Origin of the sequence: Bradyrhizobium sp. SZCCHNS1022 (assembly GCF_032484835.1) — a bacterium.
Lineage (GTDB): Bacteria > Pseudomonadota > Alphaproteobacteria > Rhizobiales > Xanthobacteraceae > Bradyrhizobium.
Map to the genome: position 1 here is coordinate 762,159 of NZ_JAUETT010000001.1, position 13,488 is coordinate 775,646.

Sequence of the window (13,488 nt, forward strand, 5' to 3'; positions counted from 1 at the left end):
GGGTGTCCGATGGGTCTGACCGGCCTCAGCGAAAGCGAAGCGCAGGCGCGGCTGGCCGCCGAGGGCGCCAACGAACTCCCTCAACCGGAGCGTCGCACGCCGCTTCGTATCGTGCTCGAAGTCCTCCGTGAGCCGATGTTCGCGCTGCTGATCGGGGGCGGGGTCATCTACGTCCTGCTCGGGGACATCAAGGAAGCGCTGATCCTGCTCGGCTTCGCGATGCTCTCGATCCTGATCACTGTCGTTCAGGAAAGCAGGACCGAGCGCGTGCTCGACGCGCTGCGCAACTTGGCGAGCCCGCGCGCATTGGTGATCCGCGATGGCGTGCGCAAGCGGATTGCCGGACGCGAGGTGGTCCGCGGCGATCTCATCCTTCTGACCGAGGGCGACCGGGTTCCAGCCGATGGCTTGTTGCTCGAGGCGCGGGATTTGCAAGCCGACGAATCCTTGCTGACCGGCGAGTCCGTTCCGGTGCGAAAGCTCGCCTCGCCCGACGCACAGCGCACGATTGCGGCGCCTGGCGGCGAAGATTCGCCGTACGTCTTTTCAGGCTCGCTCGTGGTTCGCGGCAACGGCACGGCCGAGATCGTCGCCACGGGCGCGCGCAGCCAGATGGGCAAGATCGGGCAATTGCTCCATGGGCTCGAGCCCGAGCCGCCCCGTCTGCAAATCGAGACCCGCAGTCTGGTCCGGCTCGCGGCGATCGGCGGCGGCGCCGTCAGCCTCGTGGTCATGGTCCTCTACGGCTTGTTCCGCGGCGGCTGGCTGGAAGCATTGCTGGCGGGCATTACCATCGGCATGTCGATGTTGCCGGAAGAATTTCCGGTGGTGCTCACGGTGTTCATGGCAATGGGGGCCTGGCGCATCTCCCGCGCGCGGGTGCTGACACGCCGCTCGACGGCGATCGAAGCGCTCGGCTCGGCGACGGTGCTGTGCACGGACAAGACCGGGACGCTGACCGAAAATCGAATGTCCATTGTCGAACTGCGAGCGGGCGAAGCCAGATGGCGGCCTGGCGATGCGGGTCCGGCCAGTGATGACATTCAGCAGCTTGTCACCTTTGGCGTTCTCGCGAGCGCGCCGGAGGCGTTCGATCCGATGGAGAAGGCGCTGCGCGAGGCTGCAGACCGGCTCTCCGAACCAGACGTCGATCCGCGGCCGGACGCAAGACTGGTGAACACCTACGGCCTGCGACCGGAGCTTCTGGCGGTTACGCAAGTTTGGGCCAGAACTGACGGCGAGCCGCTGGTCGTCGCCGCGAAGGGAGCTCCGGAGGCGATTGCTCGGCTGTGCCGGCTCTCGACGAGCGAGACCGCCGATCTGGAAGCGTCGGTCGAAGCCATGGCCGCGCAGGGCATGCGCGTGCTGGCGGTCGCGCGCGCGCAGTATGGCGGGACGAAGCTGCCTGACACGCCGGCCGATTTTGCGTTCGACCCGCTCGGCCTGATCGGGTTCGCCGACCCGTTGCGGGCGAGTGTTCCGGCCGCAGTGCGGCAGTGCCAGACCGCCGGCATCCGGATCGTGATGATCACGGGCGACTATCCGACGACCGCCGTTGCGATTGCCCGCCAAGCCGGCATTGCGGCGAACGAAGCTGTCACGGGTGAGATGATCAACAGGGAGGACGCCACAGCGCTGGTCTCCTACGCGCGGAGCGCGACCGTGTTTGCGCGGATCGTGCCCGAACAGAAACTGCGCATCGTGGAAGCGCTGAAAGCGGACGGGCAGATCGTCGCCATGACCGGCGACGGCGTCAACGATGCACCCTCGCTGAAGGCGGCGCATATCGGCATCGCCATGGGCGGGCGCGGCACGGATGTCGCCCGCGAAGCCTCCGCCATCGTGCTGCTGGATGACGATTTCGGATCGATCGTCACCGCCGTCCGACTCGGTCGGCGCATCTACGACAATCTGCGCAAGGCGATGAGCTTCATCGTGGCCGTCCATGTCCCCATCGCCGGCCTTGCCTTGCTGCCGCTGCTGCTGGGATTGCCAATCATTTTCAGCCCGATCCACATAGCCTTCCTCGAACTGGTCATCGATCCCGTCTGCTCCCTGGTCTTCGAGGCCGAGACGGAGGAGGAGGACGTGATGCGCCGGCCGCCGCGGTCGCCGACCGAGCGATTGCTGCCGCTTCCATTGATCGCCTGGGGAGCCCTGCAGGGCGCACTTGTGCTTGTCATGGCTGGGGCCATGTTCATCTTCGCATCGAGGAATGGCATGCCCGGCGACGAGGTGAGGGCACTCACCTTTGTTTCGCTCGTTGCCGGCATTTTCAGTCTGGTGCTGGTGGACCGCTCTTTCAGTTCATCGCTCAAGCTTGCGCTGGTTCGTCCCAACTTGGCGCTGCTCTCGATCCTGCTCGGCGTTTGCGCCATGCTCGGCCTCGGCCTGAGCGTCCCGGCCTTACGTGAGCTGTTTCGGTTCGGCGCGCTGCATCTCGACGATCTGGCGCTGGCGCTCGGTTCCGCACTGCTCATCTTCGCGGTGTTGGAGTTGCTGAAGCCGTTCTGGCGGCCGAGGCTCACGGGCCGCCGTCTCAGCCTGGGAGCCGGGGAACTCTGACAAAAGGCCGTTGATCCATATCAGCTGGCTGTCAGCTTCGATCTGCCATATTGCGGGTCAAACAAGCCGTGTTTTCCGGGAGCATGTCCATTGTCCAGGTCCGCCGCGGTCCTGCCCGCCGCAATGAGGGCGCCGGCAATGCGAGCATCTATCCGGAAGCGAATGGCTTGCGGCAGAGCTGCCGGCAATACCGTCAGATTTGCTCTGGCTGGGGCGATCGTCACTGCCGCCCTGGTCGCGTCTTACGCGCCGCCGGCGCTGGCCCTGAGCGAGGAAGATTGGGATTCCTGCGCGCGTGCTGCCGAGTTGGCGTCCGACCGTCCGATCCGCGGCTGCACGGCTGTCATCAAGGCGAGTGAGAGGGTGCTTGCCCATCTCGTCGCCGCCTACAACAACCGGGGTCTTGCCTTCAGGTCCAACGGCGAGCTCGACCGCGCCATCGAGGATTACGACCAGGCCATCCGCCTGCAGCCGGATTATTATATCGCGATCAATAATCGCGGCGTCGCTTTGATGGCCAAAGGGGAGTTCGATCGCGCCATTGCGGATTTCGATCGCGCCATTCAACTGAAGCCGGACTATCTGGCAGCGTTCGGCGCACGCGCAGCAGCTTATGGCCACAAAGGCCTGTTCGATCGCGCGATCGCCGACCTCGACGTGGTGATCAAAGCCGATCCGAAGAATGCGTTGTTCGTCCGTGAGCGGGGAACGATGAAAGCGAAACTCGGCGACCGCATCGGCGCTGAAGTGGACTTCCGCCGCGCCGAGGCTCTCACCTCCGGCGTTGCTCGGACAGAGCGCCCGAAGTGAAGCGCGGCTCCGATCGGACCGCCACGGCCGCGATCAAGGCAGATCCTCGGCCGAGCCGTCGACCACCCCGAATTCCAAAACGGGCATGATCCAATAGACCATCCTGGATCCGGCGAAGGCCGTCTTCAGGCGCTGGATCAATTGCGTTGCATCCTGCCGACGAAGAATGGTCCGCACCATCACTTCATCGGCATGGCCTCTGACCCGTTCGGACGGAGTCTGCAAGCGGACGTTCGGGCCGTGCCCGGCAACAGCAGACGCCGTAAAGCCGGACGCGAGGTCGCCCTGTTCGCCGAAATAATCGAACAGTTCGTCGCGAAGCGATTGCGGGATGACCAGCGTGAGGCAGACGAGCTCGGCACTCATTTGGCGACCTTCGCGGCGCCGCCGAAGCGGCGATAGAGGATTGGCAGCAGGATCAGCGTCAAAGCCGTCGACGAGACCAGCCCGCCGATGACCACGATCGCCAATGGGCGCTGGATCTCCGACCCCGGACCGGTCGCGAACAGCAGCGGGATCAAGCCGAGCGCCGTGATGCTCGCCGTCATCAGGACCGGCCTGAGCCGGCGCTGGGCGCCCTCGACCACGATCTGCCTTTCCGGCACGCCGCGGGCGCGGAGTTGGTTGAAGTAGGAGACCAGCACGACGCCGTTGAGCACCGCGATGCCGAGCAGCGCGATGAACCCAACCGATGCCGGAACCGACAGGTACTCACCGGTCAGGATCAATGCGAAGACACCGCCGATGACGGCGAACGGAATGTTGACCAGGACCAGCAGCGCCTGGCGGATCGAGCCGAAGGTCGTGAACAGCAGCACAAAGATCAGCCCGATCGCAACGGGGACCACGATCGACAGGCGCGCGGCGGCCCGCTGCTGATTTTCGAATTGACCGCCCCAGGTCAGCCGATAGCCTTGCGGCAGCGGCAACTCCGCCGCCACCTTCCGCTGGGCCGCCTCGACGAAGCCGACCATGTCGCGCCCGCGGACATTGACGCGCACCACGCTCATTCGGGATCCGTTCTCTCGATTGACCTGGACGGGACCGTCGACGCGGCGAATCCGGGCCACTTGCGACAGCGCAACATGTTGACCCGAAGCGAGCGTCAGCGGCAGGCTTGCGAGCAGCGTCGGCGTCTCCCGCGAGGTCTCGCTGCCGCGAACCAGGATCGGGGTGCGGCGGCCGTCTTCGAGCACCGTTCCGATCGTGCGGCCTTCGATCTGGGTGCGCAACGAATTGGCGATCGCGTCCACGCTGAGACCGAGCCGGCCGGCTTCCATGCGGTTCACCGCAACCGTGTAGTACTGCGCACCTTCGTTGAGCGTGGTGTAGACGTCGTCGGCGCCGTCGATGCTGGACAGGATGGCGGACAGCTTGCTCGCGATCTCGTTGAGCTTGGTGATGTCAGGGCCGAATATCTTCACTGCGACATCGCCGCGCACGCCGCTGATCATTTCCTGCACGCGCATGTCGATCGGCTGGGTGAAGCTGAGTGACAGTCCCGGGAAATCGGTCAGCACATGCCTTAGCTCTTCGAGCAGCGCCGTCTTGTCAGCTGCCTTGCGCTCCTCGACCGGCTTCAGGACCAGGAACGTGTCGGTCTGGTTGGGTCCCATCGGGTCGAGCCCGAGCTCGTCGGAGCCGGTTCTCGCGACGATGCCTTTGACGTCCGGCACTTTCGCCAGAATGGCAGACTGAAGCCGCGTATTGATCGCGATCATCTCGTCGAGATTGATCGACGGAAGCGCCTCGACACTGATGATCGTATCGCCTTCGTCCATCGTCGGCATGAACGTCTTGCCGAGCTGGGTATAGGCGTAGGCTGCAGCTGCCAGCGCCAGCAGTGCGGCGATCACAACCTTGCGCTCGTTCTTGAGCGCCCAGCCGAGTGCAGGCGCATACAGGCGCGAGGCCATCCGGACCAGCCATGGATCGCCATGCGATGCGCTCTTCAGGAGGAAGGAGGTCGCAACCGGGATCACCGTAAGCGCGAGCAACAGCGAAGCGGCCAATGCGAATATGATCGCGAGCGCGACCGGAATGAACAGCTTGCCCTCGAGCCCCTGCAGCGTCAGCAGCGGCACGAACACGATGATGATGATCAGCACGCCGGACGCGACCGGCTGCAGCACTTCTGAGACCGAGCGGAAAATGATATGGACGAGCGGAGCGGCCGTTCCCTGCCGCTCCTTGCTGAGATTTCCGACGACGTTCTCGACGACCACGACGAGCGCATCGATCAGCATGCCGATGGCGATGGCAAGGCCGCCCAGGCTCATCAGGTTCGCCGACATCCCCACGATGCGCATCACGATCAGGGCGATCACGATTGCGAGCGGCAGGCTCAAGGCGATCACCAGCGAGGCGCGCCAATTGCCCAGAAACAGCAGCAGGAGGACAACCACCAGGACGGTTGCTTCGCCGAGCGCGCGGACCACGGTGCCGACGGCACGGTCGACCAGCCGGCTGCGATCATAAAACACGTTGATGCTGACGCCCTGCGGCAGCAAAGGCTTGAGTTCGTCGAGCCGTGCCCGCACGTCGCTGACGAGCTGGCGCGCATTGGCGCCGCGCAGTCCGACGACGATCCCTTCGACGGTTTCGCCGCGACCGTCACTCGTAACCGCGCCATAGCGCGTCAAGGATCCCACCTGGACGCGGGCGACGTCCTTGACCCGGATCGGGACGCCGTCCTTGGTATCGATAACGATCTGCCGGATGTCCTCGATCGAGCGGATGCTGCCTTCGATCCGGACCAGGGCGCTGTCCTCGCCCTGGTTGACGCGGCCGGCGCCGTCGTTCTTGCTGTTGGCGTCGATCGCACGCCGAAACATATCGTAGGAAATGCCACGCGCCGCGAGCGCATCGCTGAGCGGCACGATCTCGAACGCACGGACATGACCGCCGAGAGCGTTAACATCGGCCACGCCGGGAACGGTGCGCAGCGCCGGTCGGATCACCCAATCAAGCAGACTTCGCCGCTCGGCAAGCGAGAGGTCCGCACCATCGATGGTGAACATGAACATCTCGCCGAGCGGGCTGGTGATCGGGGCGAGGCCGCCGGTCACACCCTCCGGCAGATCACGGCTGACATTGGCCAGGCGTTCGGAGACCTGGTTGCGCGCCCAATAGATGTCGGTGCCGTCCTCGAAATCGACCGTGACGTCCGCAAGCGCGTATTTGGTCGTCGAGCGCAGGATCTTCTTGTTCGGCAGTCCGAGCAGTTCAAGCTCGATCGGGACCGTGACGCGCTGCTCGACCTCCTCCGGCGTGAGCCCCGGTGCTTTCATGATCACCTTGACCTGGACGGGCGAGACATCCGGAAAGGCGTCGATCGGCAGGCTGGGCAACGCGACCAGTCCGGCACCGACGAGGAGAAGCACGCCGAGTGCGACGAACAGCCGCTGCGAAAGTGCAAATGCGACAAGACGCTCGAGCATGATCAACCCGCACCGAGCTTGAGCAGGACCCCGCGAAGCGCAGAGATGCCGCTGACGGCGATGGCGTCCTTGTCGCTGATCGGACCGGACACCACCACATGCTCCTGGTCCTCTTCGAGCAGCGTAACCGGAACGAGGTGAAAGCCGCCTTCCGTCGCAACGAATACCGAGGCCTGTTCGCCGCGGCGGATCAATGCGCTGTAGGGAATCTGCCAGGCCGTTTCGACAGAGGATACAAATCCGATCCGCGCCTGGGCTGTCTGCCCAGGCCGCAGCTGGCCGTTGTTCGGCACCTCCGCCCGGACCAGGACGGTCTGGGTCGCGGGATCGGCGGTTTCCGAAACCAGCACCACCTGCCCCGGCGTCGAATAGCCCTCAACGTCCACCTTCGCCCCCGGGCGGATGGCGCGGATATTCGACGCAGGGATTGCGATCTCGACCCATAACGGAGACAGCTGGGCAAGCTTGATCAGCGACGCCGTCTGTTCCACCCGCTGTCCGGGAGAGACCGCGATATCGACGACGGTCGCGGCGCGCGGCGCCACCACGGACAGCGCCGCGCTGATGGCACCTTCGTTGGTCAGTTTCGAGAGCGCCTCATCCGACAGCCCGCTCAGCCGCAGCACTTGCCGCCGCTCAGCAACCACGATGCTGGCCTGCCGGGCTTCGGTCTGGCTCGCCTCCAGAACCCGCTGAGGGGTCGCATTGCCCTGGAATAGCTGAGTGTTTCGCGCGAGCTGCTGAGCGGTCAGGGACTCCTGCGCCACGGCCTGCAGGTACTCGCGTTGCTGCGACACGAAGCTCGGGCTCTCCATCATGACGAGAGGCTGGCCGGCCTTGACCCGGTCGCCGCGCGCCACCGAAAGGCTCGTGACCATGCCGGCGACAGGGCTGCTCACGACCCATAATTGCGGCGTCGGAATAACGATCTGGGCGGGGTAGGGCAGCGTCTTATCGATCGGGCTCGCGATCGGATGGACCACGCGGACCCCGAGGCTGGTTGCCTGCTCCGGGCTGAGTTTCACGGTATCCTCGGCCATCGCCTCTGACGGCAGGGCCAGAAGCGCCAACGTCATCACGATGCGAGCCCTCTTTCGCCATGAGGGCGTTGCTGAACTCAGGTGCATGGCAAGGATTCCACGGGCAAGATCGCGATAACAGATTTGGCCCTTTGCAACCGGCTAGTCCCGATCTGCATGTCGGAGGTTGATATTTATCAATGCCGCTCGTCTTCCGGGGCGCTAATCGGTGCCGAGCGTAGACTTGCTTCGTCGCAAGTCCATGACCTCCTGAACAATGATGAATCAGCGCTGACGGGATGCTGTCGATCCATGTCAGCACATTGTAAGCTCGAATTTGCGACGCTGCGACGACGAATTGCACGTCGTGCCGCGTGCGGGCGGCGAACTGAGCGTGCTGTTCCGGCGCCGACATTCGCTCTCTCCTCTTAAGAGGCACCCGAGCGAAATGTGGGCGCGCCAAAAGGACAAGAAAACCACTGGGAGTCCCGCCATGCTGTCGAGGAAGTGGGCCCTTCCGGCAATTGCGTTCGCTCTCTGCTTGTTGGGCTCTCCCCAGGCCGCGTCGGCATACGGAGGAATTGGGCAGAATCCATGGAATCCTGCGCACCTCAGCAATCTACCTTCGGACCTCCGCGTGCAGGCGAAAAAATGGGAGGCCGCCTGTGGTGCTCCGATCGCTGCCGCCCAAGGGTTTGCGCTTTACCTGACCGCTCCGGGCGTTCAATTCGTCGCACTTCACTTCGATGATTTCCAATGCCGGAACAAGATCGCAGTATGCGACGCATACGGGTGTTTGCATGAAGTGTATGTGGCAAACCGAGGACGATATCGGAAAGTGCTGACCGTGCGTGCTCAAGATATCCGGCTGGTCCGCGACCAAGGCGCCGTATTTCTGGAGATACGAAACGGCTCGATCGCCGGTCCAACAATGCTTCGCTGGACCGGGTCACGCTTCATGCGATGAGCTGATACGTGGAAGTCGTGCGGCCGATTCCTTCCGATCGGTTCGTCGCAGATGCTGCCGACCTCTATGCGAGGCCGCCCCACGACCATGGGGCTTGCGACACCCAAAGTGCTTACGACGACACAGTCGCTGCAACTACGAAATCAGCTTCGCACCGGCGGTGAGGATGTCACTGGCGATCTGGTTCGCCCTGTTGGCGAACGCGTCGCGGAGCCGAACGGCAGCGGCCGGATCGCTCTCCAGAACTCGTTGAAACAGGCTTCGCGACAACCGCACCACGGTCGAATATTCCAACGCGATCGCAGTGGACGGTCGTGGCATCTCGAGCAAGAGAGCGAGCTCGCCGATCAGCATGCCGGGCTTGGCTACGATCTCGGCCCCGTTATCGTCATGAATGCGCAAGGAGCCGCGCTGGACCACATAGCCGCAATCGGCCGTATCACCAACACGGAACAGCACCTCGTCGGCCTGGACGTTGCGATTCTCGGCGCCGATCGCGAGCATGCGCAACGACTCGGGGCCAAGCAGCCGCAGGGTAGGGACGCGCTCCAAGAGCGCGATATCGTCTTCAATCGACATCAATGGCCCGGGAGAGGCGAGAACGACTCATTAAACTATAAACTATGCGGCAACTCGCCGCTCCCGGATCGTATCACGGCACCAGCTTGTAGCCACCGGCCTCCGTGACCAGGATTTCGGGATTGGCAGCATCTTTCTCGATCTTCTGCCGGAGCCGGTAGATGTGGGTTTCGAGCGTGTGGGTGGTGACCCCCGAATTGTAGCCCCAGACTTCCTGGAGCAGGGTCTCGCGCGAGACCGGCAGCTGTCCGGCGCGATAGAGGAAACGGAGGATCGCCGTCTCCTTCTCGGTCAGCCGAACCTTGCGGGCGTTGGGCCCGGTCAACATCTTCGAGCCCGGCCGGAAGCTGTAGGGGCCGACCGAGAACACCGCGTCCTCGCTCGCCTCGTGCTGTCGGAGCTGAGCGCGAATCCGGGCCAGCAGCACCGCGAAGCGGAAGGGCTTTGCGACGTAGTCGTTGGCGCCGGATTCGAGGCCGAGGATCGTATCGGAATCCGTGTCGTGCCCCGTGAGCATGATGATCGGCGCCTTGAAACCGCCCTTGCGCAACGAGCGCACCACCTCGCGCCCATCGGTATCGGGCAGGCCGACATCCATCAGGACCAGGTCGGGCGAGTTGGCTTTTGCAGCGCTGGCGCCCTTGGCACCGGTATCGACCGCTGAGGCTTCGAATTCGTCATGCAGCGAGAGCTGCTCCATCAGGGTGTCGCGCAGATCGGTATCGTCATCCACGATCAGGATCTTGCGGGCATTGGCCATTGGTACAATCCTCATATTGGCGCCGGAAGACCACACAGCAGGCGCCTGCAGCGGTGGCAATACAAGCCTCACGGGCCGTATTTCGTTTGAAGTAGGCGTCTGTTACCGATTCACAAGCGCGAGCACAGTCTACTCCAGATTTCCCGAGCGGCGAGACGAATGTCCTGCCAGGCCCGAGGCCGGACCATTTTCCCACATTAAGGCAATTGACGGGCAGAGCTGGCCAATGAAAAGGCAAGATTTATCATATTGTTACGAACGTAACCCAAAAATGAGGCAGCTCGCTACGGTGCGGATTCATACCGCTGCGGGGACTCGGATTCGTGGCTGGATGAGATTCTCGGGCCATGTCGTCCCCGTGGCGCTTGGCCGGGGCGGCGTCCTCGCCAACAAGCGGGAAGGTGACGGCGGCACCCCGCGGGGCACATTCCGGCCGCTTCGGCTGTGGTGGCGGAGCGACCGCCATGTCCGGCCCCATACTTTTTTACCGGTCCGGGTGATCGGCGCTGACGACGGATGGTGCGAGGATCCCGCCGACCGCCGCTACAACCGGCCGCTCCGGGTGGAGGGAGCCCAAGCCGGCGATCGGCTGCGACGTGACGACCGCCTCTATGATTTCATCATCGAAATCGACCACAATACCCGGCCGCGCGTTGCCGGCCGCGGCAGCGCGGTTTTCCTGCATCTCGCGCGCGCCAATTTCGGCCCCACCGCCGGTTGCGTGGCGATGAGGCCATCAACCATGCTGCGCTTGCTGCAACGGATCGGCCCGCGCACGCGGATCATCATCGAATAGGCGCCCGGCGAGACACGCCGCTACGGCGCAGCCCGCTATAGCCGGCGACCGAAAATGGCCGACCCCACCCGGACATGGGTGGCTCCGAACTGGATGGCGACCGCAAAGTCTGCACTCATGCCCATCGACAGGTTCGCCAGTCCGTTGCGCGCGGCGATCTTCGCGGTCAGGGCAAAATGCGGCGCCGGCGCTTCATTCACCGGCGGGATGCACATCAGGCCGGATATCACCAAGCCATAATGATCGCGGCAGCTCGCGATGAACGCATCGGCGTCGCCAGGCGCGATGCCGGCCTTCTGCGCTTCCTCGCCGGTGTTGATCTGGACGAACAGCTGCGGCCGGCGCTTCTGAGCCTCGATCTCCTTGGCAAGCGCCTGGCACAGGCTCGGCCGATCCACTGAATGGATCGCATCGAACAGCGCCACGGCCTCTTTGGCCTTGTTCGACTGCAACGGCCCGATCAGGTGGAGCGCAAGACCCGGATGAGCCGACATCAGAGCCGGCCACTTGGCCTTGGCCTCCTGCACCCGATTTTCGCCGAACACCCGCTGCCCGGCCGTAATCACCGGCTCGATCGCGTCAGCACCGTACGTCTTCGACACCGCGATCAGGGTCACGGCTTCGCGCGGGCGCCGCGCCTCGTTGCAGGCGCGCAAGATTTCCTGTTCCACCGCCGCCAATGCCGATGGTGAAGGCGAGGTTAAAGTCATGGGACGTTCTGTCGCCATCAGGTCTGGCACTCGTAAATTTGCGGACGTTCGTTCCAATTTTACCGAGTCCGGGAAAGGCTTTTTGAACCCTTCCACCTATCCTCGGCAATTGGGGGTACGGGACCGAAGATGCCAAGCATCCGCTTCAACCGCAATAGAGTAAGGCTCAAGCGGATACTGGGAATCCGTGCCCGCCTGGCCCTGCTGGCGGTGATCCTGGTTGCGCCATTGATGCTGGAGCGCGCGCGTTCGCTGGAAACCACGCGGGCGCGACAGATCGCGCTTGCCACCGAAGAATTCTCGACCGTCGCCAAACACAGCGCCGATACGCAGCGCGAGATCATCATGTCGGTCGAGACGCTGCTGAAGTCCTCGGCCTATATCCGCGCATCCACCGCCGGCATCGCGCGGAGCTGCGACATGTTGCGGGCCAGCCTGCCGCTGAACCTGCCCTGGATCCGCAGCATCATGATCGCGGGCCAGGACGGCCGCGTGCAGTGCTCGACCGATAACAACATTGTCGGCCTGGATGTGAGCAACCGTCCCTATTTCCGGAAGGCGCAAGACACGCGCAATTTCGTGTTCAGCGACTTCATGCTGGCACGGCAGGAGCAGAAGCCGATCATCATGGCCGCCTATCCGGTCTCTGCCATCACCGGCGAACCGGACGCTGTCTTGCTCGCGTCGGTCAATCTGGCGTGGATGTCCAAGATCATGAGCAATCTGGACGGCCGCCCCGGCATCTCGGCGGTGCTGGTCGACAGCACCGGGACCGTCCTGGCGGCGTCCGGCGACGAGTCGAGCTTGATCGGACAGTCGCTCGACAGCGCGCCGCTGTTGTCCGCGATCGCGGAGACCGCGATGAGTTCGGATCGCCGCGAAGGCTCGATCTCCTTCGCCGCCGCAGACGGCTCGCGCCGCGCCGTCACTTTCACCCGCATTGCCGACACCGGATCGCGTTTGATCCTGAGCATCGACGAGACAAGGGTCACCGCCGCAATCGATCAGGAAATTCGCACCGCCTATCTGCAGGCCGGCTTCGTCTGCCTGTTCGTTCTGCTGGGTGCCTTGATCGCCGCGGAGCATTTGATCGTCAAACCAATCAACCTGCTTGCCGCGACCGCGAAGCGGTTCGGACATGGCGATTGGCTGGCGCGCGCGACGACCGCGCGACTTCCGGCGGAATTCATGCCGCTCGCCAAGGCATTCAATGCCATGGCGACCAAATTAGCCCAGCGTGAGCGCGAGCTGGTCGAAGCCAACGACCGTCTGACAGTCATTGCCTCGATGGACATGCTGTCCGGCCTCGCCAATCGCCGCGGCTTCCAGAGCCGGCTCGATTTCGAATGGATCAAGGCACAGCAGCACGGCGGCGAGCTGGCGCTGCTGATGATCGATGTCGATCATTTCAAGCTGTTCAACGACACCTATGGGCATCCGGAAGGCGACGCGTGCCTGGCACAGCTCGGTGAGACACTTTCCAACATCGCGGCGGCGGCGACAGGTTTCGCAGGACGTTATGGCGGCGAGGAATTCTGCCTGTTGGTGCCGAATGCCGGTGCCGACCGTGCGTTGGAGATTGGCGAGATCGTCCGCGCGGCCGTGCTCGAACTCGGGCTGCCTCATGCGACGTCCGGACATCAATGCGTCACGGTCAGCGTCGGCGTCGCCTGCGCGCGGCCGAATCCCTCGCTGCGCCCGGTCGATTTGATCGAAGCGGCGGATGCCGCGCTCTATGCGGCGAAGCATCGCGGCCGTAATGCCGTGGTCGCGCATGGCTTCATCCAGATGGTCGAGGAGGGAAGCGACGCGGTTCGCGCGAGCTGACGCGACTTTCGAGAG

11 protein-coding genes are annotated in these 13,488 nt (G+C 63.8%); 5 read left to right on the forward strand and 6 right to left on the reverse strand.

The window, feature by feature from the left end; genetic code table 11:
• Positions 1-9 precede the first annotated feature (9 nt).
• Both QX071_RS03365 and QX071_RS03370 read left to right on the forward strand, forming a co-directional pair.
• A complete protein-coding gene (locus QX071_RS03365) occupies positions 10-2,565 on the forward strand; it encodes a cation-translocating P-type ATPase (protein WP_315702280.1) in 2,556 nt (851 codons plus the stop codon).
• A gap of 162 nt (positions 2,566-2,727) precedes the next feature.
• On the forward strand, positions 2,728-3,375 hold the full coding sequence (locus QX071_RS03370; protein ID WP_315702279.1) for a tetratricopeptide repeat protein: 648 nt from the start codon (positions 2,728-2,730) through the stop codon (positions 3,373-3,375).
• Positions 3,376-3,408: 33 nt separating this feature from the next.
• Here the strand turns inward: QX071_RS03370 and QX071_RS03375 are convergent, their stop codons facing one another.
• Genes QX071_RS03375 through QX071_RS03385 form a run of 3 tightly spaced genes read right to left on the reverse strand, consistent with a single transcriptional unit; the run spans position 3,409 to position 7,891 of the window.
• The gene (locus tag QX071_RS03375; protein WP_315702278.1) at positions 3,409-3,741 is read right to left on the reverse strand and encodes a DUF3240 family protein; all 333 of its coding nucleotides are present in this window, start codon (positions 3,739-3,741) and stop codon (positions 3,409-3,411) included.
• On the reverse strand, positions 3,738-6,815 hold the full coding sequence (locus QX071_RS03380) for a CusA/CzcA family heavy metal efflux RND transporter (RefSeq protein WP_315702277.1): 3,078 nt from the start codon (positions 6,813-6,815) through the stop codon (positions 3,738-3,740). Before QX071_RS03380 ends, QX071_RS03375 begins: the two co-directional genes overlap by 4 nt.
• A gap of 2 nt (positions 6,816-6,817) precedes the next feature.
• The gene (locus tag QX071_RS03385) at positions 6,818-7,891 is read right to left on the reverse strand and encodes an efflux RND transporter periplasmic adaptor subunit (RefSeq protein WP_315702276.1); all 1,074 of its coding nucleotides are present in this window, start codon (positions 7,889-7,891) and stop codon (positions 6,818-6,820) included.
• A 436-nt stretch (positions 7,892-8,327) separates the two neighbouring features.
• On the opposite strand from QX071_RS03385, the gene QX071_RS03390 reads away from it, so the two are divergent.
• Positions 8,328-8,801: a hypothetical protein gene (locus QX071_RS03390; RefSeq protein WP_315702275.1), complete on the forward strand. Its 474-nt coding sequence runs from the start codon at positions 8,328-8,330 to the stop codon at positions 8,799-8,801.
• A gap of 135 nt (positions 8,802-8,936) precedes the next feature.
• On the opposite strand, the gene QX071_RS03395 is transcribed toward QX071_RS03390, so the two are convergent.
• Positions 8,937-9,380 carry a cyclic nucleotide-binding domain-containing protein gene (locus tag QX071_RS03395; RefSeq protein ID WP_315702274.1) on the reverse strand — a complete coding sequence of 148 codons (444 nt, stop codon included), beginning with the start codon at positions 9,378-9,380 and terminating at the stop codon, positions 8,937-8,939.
• A gap of 73 nt (positions 9,381-9,453) precedes the next feature.
• Positions 9,454-10,140, reverse strand: a complete 687-nt coding sequence (locus QX071_RS03400; RefSeq protein WP_315702273.1) for a response regulator transcription factor — start codon at positions 10,138-10,140, stop codon at positions 9,454-9,456.
• A 271-nt stretch (positions 10,141-10,411) separates the two neighbouring features.
• Between QX071_RS03400 and QX071_RS03405 the strand changes: the two genes are divergently transcribed.
• Complete coding sequence (locus QX071_RS03405; RefSeq protein WP_315702272.1) at positions 10,412-10,936, forward strand: L,D-transpeptidase; 525 nt, start codon at positions 10,412-10,414, stop codon at positions 10,934-10,936.
• Between the two features lie 35 nt (positions 10,937-10,971).
• On the opposite strand, the gene QX071_RS03410 is transcribed toward QX071_RS03405, so the two are convergent.
• A complete protein-coding gene (locus QX071_RS03410) occupies positions 10,972-11,646 on the reverse strand; it encodes a YggS family pyridoxal phosphate-dependent enzyme (protein ID WP_315702271.1) in 675 nt (224 codons plus the stop codon).
• Between the two features lie 129 nt (positions 11,647-11,775).
• On the opposite strand from QX071_RS03410, the gene QX071_RS03415 reads away from it, so the two are divergent.
• Positions 11,776-13,473: a diguanylate cyclase domain-containing protein gene (locus tag QX071_RS03415; protein WP_315702270.1), complete on the forward strand. Its 1,698-nt coding sequence runs from the start codon at positions 11,776-11,778 to the stop codon at positions 13,471-13,473.
• Positions 13,474-13,488 lie beyond the last annotated feature (15 nt).